This window comes from Ruegeria sp. YS9, assembly GCF_024628725.1.
Lineage (GTDB): Bacteria > Pseudomonadota > Alphaproteobacteria > Rhodobacterales > Rhodobacteraceae > Ruegeria > Ruegeria atlantica_C.
This window is the reverse complement of the sequence record NZ_CP102410.1, coordinates 626680-645547: the sequence shown is the minus strand read 5'-3', so window position 1 is coordinate 645547 and position 18868 is coordinate 626680. Positions and strand designations below refer to the sequence as shown.

Below are 18868 nucleotides of genomic sequence, written 5' to 3'. Positions count from 1 at the left end.
AATGGAGATCTGCTGTCAAAAGCTCTCCGCCCAAAAGAACCACCGACGACAACGCCCAGGGGTGTTGCCGTCTGTTTTCAGAAATCGACCTCGATCGCGACCCCGTTCCGAACGGCGAGGTCAACCACGGACGCGGCGACCGCAAGATCTTGCAGGCCCACCCCCGTGCCATCGAACAGCGTGATCTGGTTGTCCGATATCCGACCCGGATCGGTGCCGTTGATGACCGCGCCAAGCTGCGCCACATCGCCTTCTTGGATCAGGCCTTCGGCCACCGCGTGCTGCGCTTCGCCGATGCTGACGGATTGCGCGACTTCGTCCGTGAACACGCTCGCCTTGGCCAGAAGGGACGCTTCAACTTCCTGTTTACCTTTTGTGTCCGTGCCCATGCAGGCGATATGAGTTCCGGGGCTGACATGGTTCGCCATCAGCGAGGGCGCAAAGGCCGACGTGATCGAAATAATCACATCCGCCTCAGTCATTTCGTCAAGCTCGACCGCCTGGAACGGAACGCCGGCTTCATTGGCGACTTTTTCGATATTCGGCAGCATTTCCGGGTGATAGTTCCAGCCTATGACCTTTTCAAAACCGCGTTGCTCCAATGCCGCGCGAAGCTGAAAGGCTGCCTGGTGGCCAGCGCCTATCATGCCTATGACCCTGGCGTCGCTACGTGCGAGATGCTTGATCGATACCGAAGATGCTGCCGCCGTTCGAAGGGCCGTCAGAAGGTTGCCACCGACCATCGCAGATGGCCTGCCCGTGTCGGGGTCGAAAAGAAAAACGGTGGACTGGTGGTTGATCAGCCCGCGTTTTTCCAGATTGTTTGGCCAATAGCCGCCCGCCTTCAGTCCAAGCGTCAGGCCGGTGCGGTCAAATCCGCCCTTGAACCCATAAAGTGCATCTTCATGCCCGATGGCTTCACGCACGACAGGGAAGTTGTAGGCGTCGCCGGACGCCATTGCAGCAAAGACCTGTTCGACCGCGTCAAAAGCCGCTTGTCGGGTCATAAGGTCAGCGATCTCACGCTCGGGTACGATCAGCATTTCATTCTCCAATCAAAAATTCGTGCGCCCGCGTGCCACCGCCGGAAGGAGAGCATACACGCGGGCGGCTGTCTGGCTGCTTCCGAGCCAGCCCTCCCAAACAGAGCAAGTTCAGATCAATAAGCGCGTCCGCGGGCGGATACGGGCCAGACGGTCTCGACCTTGCCGTTGCGAACACCGACATACCAATCGTGTACATTTGCGGTTGGGTCGCAGTGTCCCGGAACCAGCCTGAGCTTGTCGTTGACCTTCAGCACACCTTTCGTATCCATGACGACGCCGTGTTCGTCCGAACACTTGATGTATTCGACATCGTCGCGGCCAAAGACTACCGGCAGGCCGCTGTCCACCGACTGCGCCTTGAGGCCCGCATCGACAATCGCCTTGTCCGCCTTGGCGTGGCTCATGACGCTGGTCAGGATGAAGAAGGCGTTTTCCCACTCGCCCTGATCGATCCGGTTGCCGTCCTTGTCCAGGATCCGGCCGTAATCGGCATCCATGAACGCGTAGGACCCGCATTGCAGTTCGTTGTACACGCCCGAGTTGGACTCGAAGTAGTATGAACCGGTGCCACCGCCCGAGACCAATTCGCACTCGATGCCTTCGGCTTTGAGGCCCTCGACGGCGTCTTTTACCATGGCAATGGCGGTATCGAGCTTTTCCTTGCGCGCTTCATAGCTGTCGAGGTGCTGCATGGCCCCCTGATAGGCCTGTATGCCGGTGAATTTCAGGTTGTCAGCCGCTTTGACCGCTTTGGCAATCTCGATCACTTCCGGGGTCGTTGTCACGCCGCAACGGCCAGCGCCGCAGTCGATCTCGATGAAGACTTCCAGCTGTGTCCCATGATCCACCGCCGCGCCGGAAAGATCCGCGACATTGTCCAGATCGTCGACGCAAACGATGATGCGGCTGCCCAGCTTTGGCAGGCTGGCAAGACGGTCGATCTTGGCAGGGTCGCGCACCTGGTTCGACACCAGAACGTCCTTGATACCGCCGCGCACGAACACTTCGGCCTCTGAAACTTTCTGGCAGCAAACGCCAACGGCGCCTCCGATTTTCTCCTGCAACTTGGCCACGTCTACAGATTTGTGCATTTTTCCATGCACGCGGTGGCGCATGCCGTGCGCCTTGGCATAGTCGCCCATCTTCTTGATGTTGCGTTCAAGCGCGTCGAGATCGAGCACAAGAGAGGGGGTCTGGATATCTGCTTCATCCATTCCGGGCTTGGCCGGAATGTCAAAGCCTACTTCGAAATTGTCGAGATTGGTCATATCTTTCATTTCCGTATTCCTATGTCGGGATTGATGTTACGCGTTCAGCCAGGGCAGCCTGTCCAGATCGACATTACCCCCGGTTATGATCACGCCGACCCGCTTGCCTTTGAAAGCGACCGGGTTTTTCAGGATCGTAGCCAGCGGAACGGCCGAAGATGGTTCCATCACGATCCGAAGGTGTTTCCACGTCAGTTTCATCGCGTCGATGATCTCTTGCTCGGAAGCCGTGTAGATCGCGGAGACATGGTTCGACACGAAATGCCAGGTCAGCTCCTTCAGCGGAACCAGCAGCCCGTCGGCAATCGTCTTGGGTGCGTCATCCGCTATGATGTGGCCGGCCTTGAAGCTGCGATAGGCATCGTCGGCCTGTTCCGGTTCCGCCGCGATGATCGCGGTTTCCGGGGCGAGCGTCGACAGGGTCAGACAGGTGCCGGACACCATGCCGCCGCCGCCGATGGGGGCGACCACCGCGTCCAGACCGTCGGTCTGCTCGATGAACTCGCGCGAGCAGGTGCCTTGCCCGGCTATCACGCGCGGATCATTGTAGGGGTGGACAAAATCCCCGCCCGTGGAGGCCTGAACCTCGGCAAAGGTCGCTTCGCGCGACGAGGTGGAGGGCTCACATTCCGTGATCTTCCCACCATAGCGACGCACCGTGTCTTTCTTGGCCTGCGGCGCTGTGCGCGGCATGACGACGTTGCACGGTATGCCCCGCTTCATCGCCGCATAGGACAGGCACGAGGCGTGGTTGCCCGAAGAATGGGTTGCAACGCCTTTCCTGGCCTGTTCGTCATCAAGGCCAAACACGGCGTTTGCTGCCCCGCGCACCTTGAAGGCACCCGGTTCCTGAAAGTTCTCACATTTGAAGAACAGCTGTGCACCGCTCAGTTCGTTCAGATAGTCCGAGGTGCGGACCGGTGTGCGGCGGATAATGGGCTCGATCCGATCATGTGCCGCCAGCATGTCCTCGTAGGTCGGGATGTACATGTTGCAGTCCTTCATCATGCGGCGTCCTTCTGAACGGCGCCCGAATGACCGCGATAGTATTCCTGCGCAGCCGCCACGCCCGAGCCCAGACGGATGTTCAGGCCCAGGTCGACCATGCACATTTCAGCGGTGGCAATCCCGGACAGGGCCATGACATCCGTCAGGCTTCCCAGATGTCCGATGCGGAATACCTTGCCCGCGACTTCGCCAAGGCCGACACCGAAGGCCACGCCGTATTTTTCGGCCGCGTGTGTTACAATGTCGGTGGCGTTGAAATCGTTTGGCGTGCGGATCGCGCTGACGGTGTCAGAATATACCGACGGGTTCGCTGCGCAAAGCTCCAGCCCCCACGCGCCCACCGCGGCACGTACTCCTTCGGCAATACGGTGATGCCGGGCAAAGACGTTTTCCAAACCTTCACTCAGCAACATATCGCAGGCCTGGTTGAGGCCATTCATCAAGCCAACAGCAGGGGTATAAGGATAGGCGTTGTTGGCATAACCCTTCGCCATGTCGTGCACGTCAAAGAAGGTGCGGGGCAGGGTGCCTGTGCTGGTCGCACCCATTGCCCGCTGGCTGAACCCGACGATGGCAAGGCCCGCAGGCAACATGAACCCTTTCTGCGAGCCCGTGACGGCCACATCAACACCCCATTCGTCAAAACGGAAATCCATGGACCCGATCGATGAAACACCATCGACGAACAGCATGGCAGGGTGACGGGCGGCATTCAGCGCCTTGCGTATAGCGGCAATATCCGATTTCACACCGGTTGCCGTCTCGTTATGCGTGGCAAGAACAGCCTTGATTTCGTGGCTTGTGTCGGCGGTCAGAATCTCTTCGAAACGATCGGCTGGCAGCCCGTCGCCCCAAGGGGTTTCGACGATCTCGACATTCAGACCGTGACGTTGGCACATATCGATCCAGCGATGGCTGAACATGCCGTTGCGCGCCGCCAGAACCTTGTCACCGGCCGACAGGGTGTTGGTCAGCGCGGTCTCCCAGCCTCCTGTTCCGGTCGACGGAAAGATGAAGACTTCTGCGCTGTTGCTTTTCAGGACTTTCTGAACACCCGCGCGCGCGGGGTGCAGGATTTGCCCGAACAGCGGCGAGCGATGGTCGATGGTGGGCATGTCGCAAGCCTTGCGCAGGCTTTCCGGGATGTTGGTCGGGCCCGGGATGAAAACGGGGTTTTGAAAGCTCATGGATGGTCTCCTTCCGTCGTTGACCACACAATAAGCGTCCCTCGCTCAGCCCGATACATTTTTGAAAATGCTTTTCAAAATTCGGTGATTTGGATTTAATTTATAATTGTCAGTGCCTTATATTTTTCATATGATGAATTAGGCTTTCACGAATGATCAAAGGGTTTTTATGGATTCTCAAGACAATACTCGCGAAGTCCGCAGAAGAGCCCGTGGAAGACCACGGGGATGGGACGACAAGACAGCGCAAAACACGATCAAATCTCTCGACCGTGCGATGGAAGTTTTTGAGTATCTGAGTGAAGCGCAGGGCAAGGCGTTGACCGCGCTGTCCGACGAAATGGGCCAGTCGCCCGCCACAGTTTACCGAATCCTCGTTACACTAGAGGGCAGGGGCCTTGTCGAGTTCGATCATGACGAGCAGGTCTGGCACATCGGTCCTCGTGCGTTCGTGATCGGCTCGCGCTTCCTGCGTCGCACCAGCCTTGTGGACCGGGCCCGACCCGTGATGCGAAAGCTGATGGAGGCCACCGGCGAGACCGCAAACCTGGGGGTCGAGAAAGAAGGAATGGTATTGTTCCTGAGCCAGGTGGAAACCCATGCCAGCATCCGGGCGTTTTTCCCTCCGGGCACGCTGTCTCCGATGCACGCATCGGGCATCGGGAAAGCTCTGCTGGCATATATGGATGAAGATCGGCTGGACCGGCTGTTGGCCAAGACGGAACTGCGGGCCTTCACGGACCGGTCGATTACAAGCCCGACCGCGCTGAAAGAAGATCTTGCCAAGGTCAGGGCACAGGGCTTCTCGATAGACAATGAAGAAAAGAATGCGGGAATGCGCTGTATCGCTGCGCCGGTTTTCGATACCAACCGAGAGGCGGTTGCCGGGATTTCAGTATCCGGACCGACAAGCCGCGTCAGCGAAGCCGAAATCGTGCGCCTAAGCCGCCCCGTCATCGAGGCGGCGAATCAGTTAACTCTGGCCATCGGCGGGACTATTTCTGCGCCGCTGTCCTGAGGCGCCGGTGCTGCGGATAAGCCGCTGGCCCCGGCCGCAATGCCATATGTCGGTTCACGTCTTTGTACAGCAGGTAACGGAACTTACCCGGCCCGCCTGCATAGCAGGCCTGCGGGCAGAATGCGCGCAACCACATGTAATCGCCGGCCTCGACCTCTACCCAATCATTGTTCAGCCTGTAGACGGCCTTTCCCTCAAGAACATACAGACCATGTTCCATCACATGTGTTTCAAGGAAAGGAATGACGGCGCCGGGCTCGAAAGTCACCACGGTCACGTGCATATCGTGCCGCAAGTCACTTGGATCGACAAAGCGCGTCGTGGCCCATTTTCCGTCGGTTCCGGGCATCGGCGTCGGCGTGATCTCATTTTCGTTGAGAACCAGAACGTCCGGGCGGTCAAGCCCTTCCACCGCTTCATAAGCCTTTCGAATCCAGTGGAAGCGCAGGGTCTCACCGCCTCGGTTTCGTAAGGTCCAGTTGCATTCAGCGGGCAGGTAGGCATAGCCGCCGGGCGTCAGCTGATAGGTCGTGCCGTCGGCCGTCAAGGTCGCTGTACCTTCGACCACGAACAAAACGCCTTCGGCTTCGGGATCGGTCTCGGGCCGGTCAGAGCCACCGCCGGGCTGAACTTCCATGATGTATTGCGAAAAGGTTTCTGCAAAGCCGCTGAGCGGGCGTGATATCACCCATAAGCGGGTGTCGTCCCAAAACGGCAGAAAACTGGTCACGATATCCCGCATCGTTCCCTTTGGGATCACTGCATACGCGTCAGTAAAAACGGCGCGGTCAGTCAGCAATTGCTCCTGACCAGGATGCCCACCGTGTGGCGAATAATACTTGGCGGTCATGCATGCTCCTGAAAAATGTCATATGCCTGAAATATGCGCCGAAGGATCGATGCGGACCACCCGCAAAAAGGCGACAGCTCTATTCGCGAAGATTTGAAAAATCAGAATTTGGCCGTCAGAAAACGCACGCAGCGTTGTCATCGCACGCGCTGCGCAGCCAGTCGGATCAACGAGGTTTGGGTCAGGGTCGCACCGGTCTGACCCGGGACAGATTCGGGGCAATCCGTATCATCTGCGACAGGTCTGGTTTCAGTCCTTTGCTTTTCCCGGAAATCATCCCGAGCGGAACGCTTGTTGCTGCGGCGAGTGCATCCTGAAAGGGGATCCCGGCTTGTTCCGTCAGAACCCGCACCGCGCTTGTCAGGCACAAGTCGGCCCCGGCCAGAGTGCCATCCTCTAACGTCAGCCTGCCGTTTTCCCGCCGGATGCGGCGTCCTTCCAACTGAAATTCCGTCAGTGACGTGCCGGCGACCGCCATCGCATCGCTGACAAGGAAAATCCGCCCTGGTCCGCGCTTGGCAGCCCAGGCAATCCGCATCGTATCGGGATGAACGTGGATACCATCCGCGATCAAACCCGCCGATAGCGATCCGCAGGATAGCGCCGCGCCGACCAGTCCCGGTTCACGGCTGCCAAGCTGGCTCATCGCATTGAACAAATGCGTTGCGCACTGCGCCCCGGCCTTTGAGAACGCCAGGCAGGTCTCAAAAGGCGCGTCCGTATGCCCCAGAGAAACAATCACCCCCGCGCGCTTCAGTGCTTCAACCTGTTGCAGGGTTGTGCTTTCGGGGGCCAGCGTGACCATCAAAGCAGGCAGGTGTTTTGCAGCGTCGATCAGAATTTCCAGATTGGTTTGCTGCATCGGGCGGATGAAGGCGGCATCATGTGCGCCCTTGCGCCGCTCAGACAGGTGCGGACCTTCCAGATGCAGGCCCGCAATACCGGAAACACCCGTCTGAACGGCCTTGATGGCGGCATCAATCGCGGCCCGGGTTTTCTCGGCCGTGTCCGTGATCAGGGTTGGCAGGATGCGAGTGGCACCCAGCGCGCGATGAGCACGGGCGATTTGGGTCAGCGTGTGAACCGATGGATCATCGTTGAACATCACGCCCCCGCCGCCGTTCACCTGCAAATCAGCATAGCCGGGGCTGAGGATGTCGCCATGCAGGTCCTCGATCTGGTCGTCCTGCGCGATCTGATCCAAGGGGACCAACGCATCCAGCACACCGTTTCTGAACCGTGCGGCATATCCGTCACGCAATTCAGTGCCATCGAAGATCGGGCCGCCGGCAAAGGTGATGGTAGAACTGGTCATACCGTTTCCGTCACTTTTTTCAGATGGCGTGGTGTGTCCGGGTTGATCCCTCGTTGTGTGGCCACCTTCTCCACCATTCCATAAAACGACGCAATTGTCGGTATCGGGTCCGTCATCCAATGAGACGTCCGGACATGCGGCAGTTCTGTCGCGTGTTTCACGCGGCCGGTTGTGGCGAAAACCACAGCGCCTTTGGACGCAAGTGCGTCTGCAACTTCGGCCAGATTGTCCTCTGCTGCATCCCCGGACGACAAAGCAAGCACGGGAAAGCCCTGATCCACGATGGAAACCGGGCCGTGCAGAACCTCGGCCGCCGAATAGCTTTCTGCGTGGATCTGGCAGGTTTCCTTGAATTTCAACGCGGCTTCGTTGGAAATGGCCAAAGACAGGCCGCGCCCCAAAGTAAACAAAGAGCGACCATCAACCGCGTCTGCCACGGCGCTCCAGTCGCAGGCGATTGCGGTCGACAAGCTTTCGGGCAGACCATGGATTGCGCGTAACAAAAGATCATCGCGCTTCACCTGCGCAATCAGCCACAACCCGGCGACCAGAGACGTCACGAATGTCTTTGTCGCCGCCACGCTCAGTTCGGGGCCCGCGTGAATGGGCAGTGTTGCCGCAGCCGCCTCGGCCAGGGCAGAGGCAGGGTTGTTCGTGATCGCAACCGAGTAAGCCCCGCCGGATGTGAGCGACTGCGTGAGTTGCACGATATCGGGACTCTGACCGGATTGTGAGACAGAGATGCAGATGGCATCCTCGCAGCGCATGTCGACACCGTAGATGGATTTTACCGACGGTCCGACCGAAGCCATCGGCAAACCAAGCAGCAGTTCCGAGGCGTATTTCAGAAAGCTGCAGGCGTGATCCGAGGATCCGCGCGCAACCGAAATCAGGAACCGCGGGTCACGGGCCCGGATCTCAGTGGCGGTTTGCGCGATCAATTCCGCGCCCTCGGTCAGAAGGCGGTCGACGGCGTCGGGAATCTCGTCGATCTCGCGCCGCATTTGAGTGGTTGTGTCAGACATTTTCCCAGGCTTTCAATTTGACAGGCGCAGCTCAGCCACGAAGTCATAGGCATCACCGCGGTAGATCGAGCGGGTCAATTCAGCGACCCGCCCGCTTTGCAGATACGAAGTGCGTTGAATCCGAAGCCCGGCCGTACCTTCCGCAACATCCAGAAGCTCTGCCTCGGGTGGTTCTAGGTTGATGGCCGAGATTTTCTGGATCGCGCGCACCGGTCGCAGGCCAGATTGTTCAAGAACAGAGTAAAGCGACCCCGTCACTTCGGTGGGGTTCGGCAGGATATCCAGCGGAAGGGCCGCTTTTTCCAACGCCATCGGGCGTCCTCCTGCCTCTCGCAGGCGGTAGATACGTGCGACCTGTTCATTTGCCGACAAGCCCAATGCCATCATTTCTTCCGGAGATGGCAGGAACACCCCACGTTCCAGCCAAGTCGAGGTCGTCTTGAGCCCGCGCCGCTCCATGTCTTCGGTGAAAGACGTCAGATGGGACAGCGACTGTTCAACCTTCGCCACGGGTTCGCGAACAAAAGACCCAGACCCCTGCCGTTGTTCGATTGCACCTTTGCGCACCAATTCATGAATGGCCTTGCGCACAGTCACACGCGACAGGTCGGTGATCTCGGCGATTTCTCTTTCGGGGGGCAGCGAACTGTTGGGGGGCAGGATACCGTCCTTGATCCCTTGTTCGAGGCGCTGACGGAGCTGTACATAGCGCGGGCCCGAGCTTTGCCCCAACCATCCTTCGGGCCGCAGGAAATCAGCTATGTTCATGTTCGATTTCCTCCAGATAGGCCTGTGCCAATGCAAGTGCGCCGGACAGTGGATCGCCCGCAGGCTGGACCAGAGCGGATTGCATGTCCGCAGGCAGGTATGGCGCATAAAGGGGGCCGATGCCCCCGGTCAGACAAACGGGCAGGTCAACGTTCCAGCCCATTTTCTTCATCACGTCGATCAGATAGTCCGCACCGTCCCGAAGGATGGATCTGGCCAAGTCGTCCCCGCGATTGGAAAGCTCGGTCACAAGCGGGGCGAGGGCGCCAAAGTCAGATGGCGTCATGTCAGCGGCGGCCCGTACAATTCCTGCGGCATCGCCGAATCGAGACAGCAGATCCCGCGCCAATGCTGAAGGGCCGGTCATACCATCCGTGTGTTCCAGCGTCTTGGCCAGCGCCCGTTTGCCAACCCATTGCGCGGAAGCCTGATCGCCCAGAACAGGGCCCCATCCGCCGGCAAACTTCATCGTGCCACCCCTTTGCATTGCAACAAAGGAACCGGTGCCGCAATGTGCGACAAACCCGTCATTGCCCCCCAATGCGCCGCGCAAAGCTGCTGCGCGATCATCTTCGATCCGGACGTGCCGAAATGGCAATGCCGCCGCAAGCTTCCGGGCAATCGCATCACCTGTTATCCCGGCCAGGCCCAGATAGGCCGGCGCTTGCGCAAGCTCCTCGGGCGAACGGCCCGTCTGAACAGCCAGAGCTTCCAGGCCGTGCCGCAGTTCGATGCAGGCGGCCTCGAAATCCGTGGACACGTTTGCCGCGCCGACTTCGACCCGGTGTGTTTCGCCATCAACAAAAGCGGCGACGCGGCAGCGCGTTCCACCCCCGTCGGCGGCCAGGAACATGGGTTTTGATGACTTTACCATATAAAGACCTTTATAATACCTTTTATGCGTTTTGAAGTCCTAATTGTGACCAAAGTGGCGAATATTATGCTATAATGGCCAAAATTATGAGAAAAAATAAATGGTAGACTAATGGTATTTAAAAGGTATGATATCGAGAGTTCTTGGGGGAGAATCACTTGATTACGCCGGCGACAGAACAATTGCATCAGGATGCGCATGGGCTTGATACCCGTCCGCTGGCAGAGGTGGCCGGCCTGCTGGCGCGGTCGCAGGTATCAGCGGCGACGGCAGTGCTTGATGCGCTTGGCCCGATTTGCAGCGGGGCGACGGCCATGGCCCAAACGATCCGGTCGGGCGGCACGCTTCGGTATCTTGCGGCGGGGTCTTCCGGCCTCATGGCGGCCTCGGACGCGCTGGAGCTTGGCGGAACGTTCTCAATTCCGTCGCAGCAGATCCGCATTCACATGGCAGGTGGAATGCCGACCACGGCAGACATGCCGGGGGATGTAGAGGACGCTGTTGATGGGCTGGCGCAAGAGGTGTCGGATATGGTTGCCAACGATACGCTCATCGCGGTCTCGGCCAGCGGCACCACGCCATATACCGTCGCCGCCGCAAAACTGGCGCGCGACAGGGGGACGCCCGTGATCGGGATTGCAAACAACGCGGGCTCGCAATTGTTGCAACTGGCGGACCATGCCGTTCTGCTTGCGACCCCTCCGGAGTTGATCTCGGGCTCAACCCGGATGGGGGCCGGCACTGCGCAGAAAATAGCCCTCAATACGTTGTCGACGCTGATGGCCATCGAACTTGGGCATATTCAGGACGGTATGATGATCAATCTGCGGGCGGACAATGACAAATTGCGCGCGCGCGCCAACGGAATCGTTTGCCAGCTAACCGGCGTATCACCTGAACGTGCCGATGATGCCCTGAGGGCCGCGGATGGGAACCTGAAATGCGCGGCACTTGTCGCCGCAGGTGCCGTATCGGCAGAGGATGCACAAAAGCGACTGGCTGAAACGAATGGCCGTCTGCGTCATGCGATGAACCGACTGAATGAAGAAAACGAACATAGCAACCTGGGAGAAACCAAATGAAACGCAAAGTTCTGAGCCTGGCTCTGTTGAGCACGGCGCTGGTCACAAGTGCCTATGCGCAAGATGCTACGCTGACAATCGAAAGCTGGCGCAACGATGACCTCGCTCTCTGGCAGGAAAAGATCATCCCTGCATTCGAGGCGGCCAATCCAGGTATCAAAGTTGTTTTCTCGCCTTCAGCCCCGGCGGAGTACAACGCGGTTCTGAACTCGAAGCTGGAAGCCGGATCCGCCGGTGATCTGATCACCTGCCGCCCGTTCGATGCTTCTCTGGCGCTTTACGAAGCGGGCCATCTGACCGACCTGTCCGATCTGGATGCGATGAACAACTTCTCGGACGTTGCCAAATCCGCGTGGCAGACAGACGACGGGTCGGCCAGCTTTTGTGTTCCGATGGCATCGGTGATCCACGGTTTCATCTACAACAAGGATGCGTTCAACGAATTGGGTCTGGAGGTTCCGACCACCGAGGCGGAATTCTTTGAAGTGTTGGACAAGATCAAGGAAGACGGCACCTATATACCGATGGCGATGGGCACCAATGACCAGTGGGAAGCCGCAACGATGGGTTACAACAACATCGGCCCGAACTACTGGAAAGGTGAAGAAGGCCGTCTGGCTCTGATCAAAGGCGAACAGAAACTGACCGACCCTCAGTGGGTCGCGCCCTTTGCCACTTTGGCGAAATGGGCCGATTATCTGGGTGACGGATACGAGGCGCAGACCTATCCCGACAGCCAGAACCTGTTCACATTGGGCCGCGCTGCAATTTACCCGGCGGGCAGCTGGGAGATTGCAGGTTTCAACACGCAGGCTGATTTTGAGATGGGTGCCTTCAAGCCGCCGGTCCAGAATGCCGGTGACACCTGCTATATCTCGGACCATACCGATATCGGCATCGGCCTGAACGCTGCCAGCGAAAACCAGGAGGCTGCCCGTACGTTCCTGGCCTGGGTTGCAAGCCCGGAATTCGCCAGCATCTTCGGCAATGCGGTTCCCGGTTTCTTCCCTCTTTCCAACACTCCGGTTGAATTGGAAGATCCCCTTGCCAAGGAAATCGTCGGGTGGCGGGATGAGTGCGAGAGCACCATCCGTTCGACCTATCAGATCCTGTCACGCGGCACACCCAATCTTGAAAACGAGACCTGGGGTGCATCCGTTGCAGCCATCAAGGGCACCGAAAGCCCCGAGGCTTTGGGCAAGAAACTGCAAGATGGTTTGGCCAGCTGGTACGCACCGCATCAGTAACACCTGAACCACTCACTCCGGGTGCGGCCCATCGCGCCGCGCCCGGCACTTTTCCTCGGAGAATCCCATGCAGACGCGCCGCATACGCTGGCACATCGCTGTTTTCCTTGCACCTGCGGTGCTGGTCTACACGGCGGTGATGATCCTGCCCTTGTTCAACACGCTCCGCCTTGCGCTGTTCACCGAAGTCGATCAGGCGCGTGTGTATGTGGGGTTGGAGAATTTCCGAACCTTGTTCTTTGATCCGCTGTGGTCCGAGCAATTCTGGAATGCGCTGGGCAACAACTTCTGGTTCTTCCTGATCCACATGCTGGTGCAGAATCCCATCGGAATCGCCCTGGCCGCGATCCTGTCACACCCGAGGCTGCGCTTTGCCGCACTGTACCGGTCGGCCATTTTCATTCCGACGATCCTGAGCTTCGTGATTGTGGGTTTTGCCTGGAAACTGATCCTGTCTCCGCTTTGGGGGATTGCGCCCTCGATGCTGGACGCTGTTGGCCTGAAATCCCTGTTTGCTCCGTGGCTGGGCAAGGAAGAATACGCGCTGACGACTCTGGCGCTTGTCTCGGTCTGGCAATTCGTCGGCATCCCGATGATGCTGATCTATGCGGCCCTGCTGTCGATCCCTGAAGAAATTCTTGAAGCCGGCGAGATTGACGGGATCACAGGAGCTTCGGCTTTCTGGAAAATAAAACTGCCGCTGATCCTGCCCTCGATCGGGATCATCTCGATCCTCACATTCGTGGGCAATTTCAACGCATTCGATCTGATCTATGTCTCTCAGGGCGCGCTGGCGGGACCGGATTTTTCGACCGACATCCTGGGCACTTTCATGTACCGCACATTCTTCGGCTTCCAACTGCAATTGGGTGATCCGTACATGGGGTCCGCCATTGCCGGTGCGATGTTCGCCATCATCCTTGTAGGTGTTTGCATTTACCTTTTCGGCATCCAGACCCGGATGCGCCGGTATCAGCTGTGAGGGCTCTACAATGAACAAAGCGCGCACGAATCCGCTGAATACCGCCGCAATGCATGGAGCGTTGATCCTTTACACTCTGATCGCCCTGTTCCCGGTTTTCGTGATCATCATCAACAGCTTCAAAACGCGCCGTGCCATCTTTCGCGAACCGCTTGCCTTGCCTGATGCCGAAAGCTTTTCCCTGATCGGCTACCAGACGGTGATGAAGCAGGGGGATTTCTTTCTCTACTTTCAGAACTCGCTGATCGTCACCGTGGTTTCACTGACCTTTATCCTGCTGTTCGGTGCCATGGCGGCCTTTGCCCTCAGCGAATACCGGTTCAAGGGCAACATGTTGATGGGGCTCTATCTGGCACTTGGGATCATGATCCCGATCCGCATCGGCACAGTGGCGATCCTGGAGATGATGGTCGCCACGGGGCTTGTGAACACGCTTTGGGCCCTGATCTTCGTCTACACGGCTCAGGGCTTGCCGTTGGCCGTGTTCATCCTGTCCGAGTTCATGCGCCAGGTCAGTGATGACCTGAAGAATGCGGGGCGCATCGATGGGCTTTCGGAATACACGATCTTTTTTCGGTTGGTGCTGCCTCTGGTCCGGCCCGCCATGGCGACCGTCGCCGTGTTCAACATGATCCCGATCTGGAACGATCTCTGGTTCCCGCTGATCTTGGCGCCCGCGGAAGAGACCAAAACCCTGACGCTGGGCAGTCAGGTCTTCATCGGCCAGTTTGTCACCGACTGGAACGCGGTTCTGTCCGCACTCAGCATGGCGATCCTGCCGGTTCTGGTGCTCTACGTGATCTTCTCGCGCCAGCTGATCCGCGGTATCACCTCAGGAGCTGTCAAATGACCCGGGTTCTGATCGCTGGTCTTGGCAACATGGGTCTGAGCCATGCCTTGGCCCATCATCGTCACCCCGACGCACGGATCGTGGGACTGGTCAACCGATCTGGTCGAGTGGACCATCCCGACCTGTCAGGCTATCCGGCCTATACGGATTTTCAGGCGGCACTGGCCGAGACAAACCCCGATCTGGTCGTCGTCGCAACCTATTCCGACAGCCACGCAGACTTCGCCTGCGCCGCAATGGAAGCAAGAGCGCATGTCTTTGTTGAAAAGCCACTGGCCACGACGGTTGCGGACGCCAGACGCGTGGTCGCAAAAGCAGTGGAAACCGGCCGGAAACTGGTGATCGGATATATTCTGCGGCACCACCCGTCATGGATGCGCCTGATCGCGGAGGCGCGCGAACTCGGCGGGCCGTATGTCTTCCGTCTGAACCTGAACCAGCAAAGCAGCGGGGCCGAATGGGAAACGCACAAGGCCTTGATGCAGACGACGTCCCCTATCGTCGATTGCGGCGTGCATTACGTCGATGTGATGTGCCAGATCACCGATTCCGATCCCGTCCGCGTGCATGGTATGGGCCTGCGCCTGAGTGATGAGATTGCCGAAGACATGTATAACTACGGCCAGTTCCAGGTGATCTTCGAAGACGGCTCAATCGGCTGGTACGAGGCCGGCTGGGGCCCGATGATGTCCGAAACCGCGTTCTTCGTGAAAGATATCATCTCACCCAACGGCTCGGTCTCGATCACTGATGGGAACAAGGGCGCATCGGCCGATATCGACGGTCACACTAAGGTCGGCGGTCTTCTAGTTCACCGCCCCGAAGGTGATCAGACGATCGACCTGCCCGATGAACCCGGCCATCAGCAACTCTGTGACGCCGAGCAAGCCTATATGCTGCGCGCCATCGCCGAAGATATCGATCTGTCCCGCCACATGAACGACGCGGTGCAATCGCTGGCCATCTGCCTGGCCGCTGATGAAAGCATCCGTACCGGCCAACCCATTTCGCTGAAAGAGGCACGCACATGACCGCCCTGACGCTGCAAAACGTGAACAAGTCCTTCGGCACCGTCGAGGTCCTCAGGGATATCAACATCGACGTTGACGAGGGCGAATTCGTCGTCTTCGTCGGCCCTTCGGGGTGCGGTAAATCCACCCTTCTGCGTGTCATCGCGGGGCTCGAGGATGTGACGTCAGGCGAGGTACGCATCGGCGGTGAGCTCATGAACCTCACACCGCCCTCAAAACGCGGTATCGCAATGGTGTTCCAGAGCTATGCTCTCTACCCCCACCTGAACGTGCGCAAGAACATGTCATTGGCGCTGAAACAGGAAGGCCAGAGCAGGCAGGTCATCGAAGAGCGTGTTGCCAGGGCCAGCAAGATGCTGAACCTCGAACCTTACCTTGACCGGTATCCTTCCGAACTGTCCGGTGGTCAGCGCCAGCGCGTCGCCATCGGTCGCGCCATCGTCCGGGAACCGAAGCTGTTCCTGTTCGACGAGCCTCTGTCCAATCTCGATGCGGCCCTGCGTATGAATACACGGTTGGAAATCGCGAACCTGCACCGGCAGCTTGACGCTTCGATGATCTACGTGACCCACGACCAGACCGAGGCAATGACTCTTGCCGACAAGATCGTCGTCCTGCGCGACGGGCGTGTGGAACAGGTCGGCAGCCCGATGGAGCTTTACAACAACCCCGCCAACCAGTTCGTGGCCGGTTTCCTTGGGGCGCCGTCGATGAATTTCTTTCCCGCCAGCATGATCGGCGAAAGCGCAGACATTACAACGGGAATCCGGCCGGAAGACCTGTTTTTGTCTGACGACGGTCCGGTTGTCGCAAACGTCACCCATGTCGAACATTTGGGCGGTGACACCAACGTAATTGCCATGATGCAGGATCACCAGATCACCGCGCGCCTGTTCGGGCAGCATCAGGTTGAAGCCGGTCAGAGCATCCGATTTGGATATTCTCCAGGCAGGGTCTATCGCTTCGACGCCCAGGGTGCGCGTCTCGCGTGACACTCACTGACGCAGGGCTTTGGGGGCCTAAGTCAGCCGACTTTTCCATGCAGTGCCGCCTAAACACCACCGGCTATTCTGGTATTTCGGGTGAACATGACCGGCCCGGATGACGAGACCGCGCGGAAATCGGCCGCGCGACCCGCCAAAGCGCGATAGAACTGGCGCAATCCCGGTTCGATATCTGCGGCAAGTTTTTCGCAATGCTGACACATGCGCACGATGTCGCCCTGAGGTTTTCGGGTTCTCAACGCTGCGATCAACTCACCATGCCGTGCAACGAGCTCCTGGAACGCGTCGGTCTTCCGCAAAGTGGAATCTCCCACCAGAACAAAAACGGGCTCTGGGTTGGTTTTGCCTTTTAGGTCAACATGGCCGGCCTGCAAAAATGCCAGGTCATCTCGACCGGCTTGATACACCCCGTCTGAGACGACAATGTCATACTCGACCGTTCGACAGCATTGTTCGATCCGTGCCGAAACATTCACGACATCTCCGATAACCGTATAGTTGAACCGTTTTTGCGATCCTATGTTGCCGACGCAGGCCTGCCCCGTGGCGATTCCGGTTGCCAGCGCTATCGGCTTTCGGTTCCGCATGATGTCGGATGCGTTGAATTGTGCCAAAGCACCTCGCATCCTGAGCGCGGCAAGCGCTGCGCGGCATGGATGGTCGGCAACGGGCAAAGGTGCGTTCCAGAAGGCCATGATGGCGTCACCTATGAACTTGTCGATCGTACCACGCTCATGCAGGATCTGATCCCCAAGCTTGGAAAACAGCGCATTCAGCAAGGATACAAGTTCCGTTGCCGACGCGGACTCGGACAGAGCGGTAAATCCCCGGATATCCGAAAACATCACGGTGATTTCCTGGCTTTCACCGCCCAATTGCAGCTGGTGGCCCGAATTCTCCATTTCATCAAGGATTTCCGGGGCCACGTAATGCGAAAAGACTTTTCGAATTTGGCGCTTTTCGCGCTCGGTCGATACGAAAAGATACCCCGCCAGCAGACCGAAATTTGCGATGCCTCCAATCAGGGGAAAGGTGGCGTCGAACAGGATGGATTGGTTCTGAAATACCAGCCAGCTGATGGCCAGAACGGCTGCGGCGGCAATGCCACCGGCGATGAAGGATGCGATGGCACCAAAGCTGGACATGACGGCAATCACCACAAGCCCCAGAAACGCAAAGGCAAGCAGTTCCTGCGCCGCGGTCACGTCAGACCGGCTGAGCATATCACCGGTCAGAACCTGTTCGATCATCTGGGCATGAATTGAAACACCGGGGACGCTTTCGCCCAGTGCCGTCTGATGAATATCGAACAAACCGGCAGCGGAGGTTCCGATCAGGATTATTCTGCCTTCGATTTCGGATCGCAGCCCGGGGTTTTCGGAATCTTCCAGAACATCCCTGGCTGAAATGTAAAGGTCGGGGGTGTCCTGCCGGTATTTCAGCCAAAGTTCGCCATTCTCGGTTGTCGGCAAACGGTATCCGGCGATTTCGACCGCCAGCATGATGCCAGCCTCGTCAGGCGCGCCTTCCACGAAAATGCTGGTCTCACCCAGGGCGACTCTGAGGGCTTCAACTGCAAGGCTTGGCAGCGGACCGTCCGGACCGTTCCATAGAACCGGCGCACGTCTTACGATGCCGGTTCCACCGATGGGCGAGACATTGACCCCGCCGACACCTGCCGCCACCAGATCCAACGGTGGCGCGATTGGCGTCCAATGCGGGACCGAGATCAGCCCCTCGGCGGGGCTTTCCCCGAATTCAATGAGCCCGGCCTTGGCCGTAACGGGTTCCCCTTCAGCTGACAATCGCGCGGCCACGCCCAGAACCACGGGCCAGTTGGCCATTTCCATCCCCAGCACGACATCGTTGTCCAGCTTTTCGGCGTGGCGTTCCACAGTCAGTACGCCCGCCAGCGATGGATCGTTCAGAAGGCGAGATGGCGAATACCGGTCGGGTTCGGCAAACAGCATGTCGAACGCAATCGTCGCGGCGCCATGGCCACCCAGATTTTGCACCAACTGCGCAACCAAAGTGCGTGGCCATGGCCATTGTCCAAAGCTGGCAAGCGAAGCCTCATCGATATCCACGACGCGCACGGGGAGTTCGGGATTGAACTCCCGCGGAGACAGTCTTTGCAAAACGTCGAAATAGATCAGACGCGTCATTCGAACAGGGTACGGATCCCATGCCCGAATGAAGCAACCCAAAAGGATCAGACCCAGCCCCACGAGGCGGAAGGCCCATCGCCCGTTCCTGGATTTCCGCAGCTTGTCGCTCACACCATCCTCCAGACAAATGGAACTGGAACTGCGT

General features: G+C 58.4%; 17 protein-coding genes. 7 read left to right on the top strand and 10 right to left on the bottom strand.

Annotated elements, in window-relative coordinates; translation table 11 throughout:
• Positions 1-77 precede the first annotated feature (77 nt).
• From bhcD to bhcA, 4 genes are all read right to left on the bottom strand, one after another.
• Positions 78-1043 carry an iminosuccinate reductase BhcD gene (gene bhcD, locus NOR97_RS19275; RefSeq protein WP_257601094.1) on the bottom strand — a complete coding sequence of 322 codons (966 nt, stop codon included), beginning with the start codon at positions 1041-1043 and terminating at the stop codon, positions 78-80.
• A gap of 116 nt (positions 1044-1159) precedes the next feature.
• Positions 1160-2323 carry a 3-hydroxy-D-aspartate aldolase BhcC gene (gene bhcC / locus NOR97_RS19270; protein WP_257601093.1) on the bottom strand — a complete coding sequence of 388 codons (1164 nt, stop codon included), beginning with the start codon at positions 2321-2323 and terminating at the stop codon, positions 1160-1162.
• A gap of 27 nt (positions 2324-2350) precedes the next feature.
• The gene (gene bhcB, locus NOR97_RS19265) at positions 2351-3319 is read right to left on the bottom strand and encodes a beta-hydroxyaspartate dehydratase BhcB (RefSeq protein ID WP_257601398.1); all 969 of its coding nucleotides are present in this window, start codon (positions 3317-3319) and stop codon (positions 2351-2353) included.
• Entirely contained in the window at positions 3319-4509 is a 1191-nt protein-coding gene (gene bhcA / locus NOR97_RS19260; RefSeq protein WP_257601092.1) for an L-aspartate--glyoxylate aminotransferase BhcA, read from the bottom strand. Before bhcA ends, bhcB begins: the two co-directional genes overlap by 1 nt.
• Positions 4510-4678: 169 nt before the next feature.
• Between bhcA and bhcR the strand changes: the two genes are divergently transcribed.
• Positions 4679-5527, top strand: coding sequence for an HTH-type transcriptional regulator BhcR (gene bhcR / locus NOR97_RS19255; RefSeq protein ID WP_257601091.1), 849 nt, complete (start codon positions 4679-4681; stop codon positions 5525-5527).
• Here bhcR and NOR97_RS19250 read toward each other — a convergent pair.
• From NOR97_RS19250 to NOR97_RS19230, 5 genes are all read right to left on the bottom strand, one after another.
• Entirely contained in the window at positions 5505-6377 is an 873-nt protein-coding gene (locus tag NOR97_RS19250; protein ID WP_257601090.1) for a bifunctional allantoicase/(S)-ureidoglycine aminohydrolase, read from the bottom strand. The genes bhcR and NOR97_RS19250 overlap by 23 nt on opposite strands.
• A gap of 181 nt (positions 6378-6558) precedes the next feature.
• A complete protein-coding gene (gene nagA, locus NOR97_RS19245; protein WP_257601089.1) occupies positions 6559-7692 on the bottom strand; it encodes an N-acetylglucosamine-6-phosphate deacetylase in 1134 nt (377 codons plus the stop codon).
• Positions 7689-8717, bottom strand: coding sequence for an SIS domain-containing protein (locus NOR97_RS19240; protein WP_257601088.1), 1029 nt, complete (start codon positions 8715-8717; stop codon positions 7689-7691). The genes nagA and NOR97_RS19240 overlap by 4 nt, the downstream gene beginning before the upstream one ends.
• Before the next feature lie 12 nt (positions 8718-8729).
• On the bottom strand, positions 8730-9485 hold the full coding sequence (locus NOR97_RS19235) for a GntR family transcriptional regulator (RefSeq protein WP_170345226.1): 756 nt from the start codon (positions 9483-9485) through the stop codon (positions 8730-8732).
• The gene (locus tag NOR97_RS19230) at positions 9472-10359 is read right to left on the bottom strand and encodes a BadF/BadG/BcrA/BcrD ATPase family protein (RefSeq protein WP_257601087.1); all 888 of its coding nucleotides are present in this window, start codon (positions 10357-10359) and stop codon (positions 9472-9474) included. The genes NOR97_RS19235 and NOR97_RS19230 overlap by 14 nt, the downstream gene beginning before the upstream one ends.
• Before the next feature lie 158 nt (positions 10360-10517).
• Here NOR97_RS19230 and NOR97_RS19225 point away from each other — a divergent pair, with 158 nt between their 5' ends.
• The 6 genes from NOR97_RS19225 (at position 10518) to NOR97_RS19200 (ending at position 16543) form a co-directional block, all read left to right on the top strand.
• Positions 10518-11441: an N-acetylmuramic acid 6-phosphate etherase gene (locus NOR97_RS19225; protein ID WP_257601086.1), complete on the top strand. Its 924-nt coding sequence runs from the start codon at positions 10518-10520 to the stop codon at positions 11439-11441.
• Positions 11438-12688 (top strand): ABC transporter substrate-binding protein, encoded by a 1251-nt coding sequence (locus tag NOR97_RS19220; protein ID WP_257601085.1) that lies wholly within the window; start codon positions 11438-11440, stop codon positions 12686-12688. Before NOR97_RS19225 ends, NOR97_RS19220 begins: the two co-directional genes overlap by 4 nt.
• A gap of 67 nt (positions 12689-12755) precedes the next feature.
• Positions 12756-13670 carry a carbohydrate ABC transporter permease gene (locus NOR97_RS19215; RefSeq protein ID WP_171640900.1) on the top strand — a complete coding sequence of 305 codons (915 nt, stop codon included), beginning with the start codon at positions 12756-12758 and terminating at the stop codon, positions 13668-13670.
• 10 nt (positions 13671-13680) lie between these two features.
• Complete coding sequence (locus NOR97_RS19210; RefSeq protein ID WP_170345231.1) at positions 13681-14520, top strand: carbohydrate ABC transporter permease; 840 nt, start codon at positions 13681-13683, stop codon at positions 14518-14520.
• Positions 14517-15551 (top strand): Gfo/Idh/MocA family protein, encoded by a 1035-nt coding sequence (locus NOR97_RS19205; protein WP_257601084.1) that lies wholly within the window; start codon positions 14517-14519, stop codon positions 15549-15551. Before NOR97_RS19210 ends, NOR97_RS19205 begins: the two co-directional genes overlap by 4 nt.
• Complete coding sequence (locus NOR97_RS19200; protein WP_257601083.1) at positions 15548-16543, top strand: ABC transporter ATP-binding protein; 996 nt, start codon at positions 15548-15550, stop codon at positions 16541-16543. Before NOR97_RS19205 ends, NOR97_RS19200 begins: the two co-directional genes overlap by 4 nt.
• Positions 16544-16602: 59 nt before the next feature.
• Here the strand turns inward: NOR97_RS19200 and NOR97_RS19195 are convergent, their stop codons facing one another.
• Complete coding sequence (locus NOR97_RS19195; RefSeq protein WP_257601082.1) at positions 16603-18834, bottom strand: CHASE2 domain-containing protein; 2232 nt, start codon at positions 18832-18834, stop codon at positions 16603-16605.
• Positions 18835-18868: the final 34 nt, after the last annotated feature.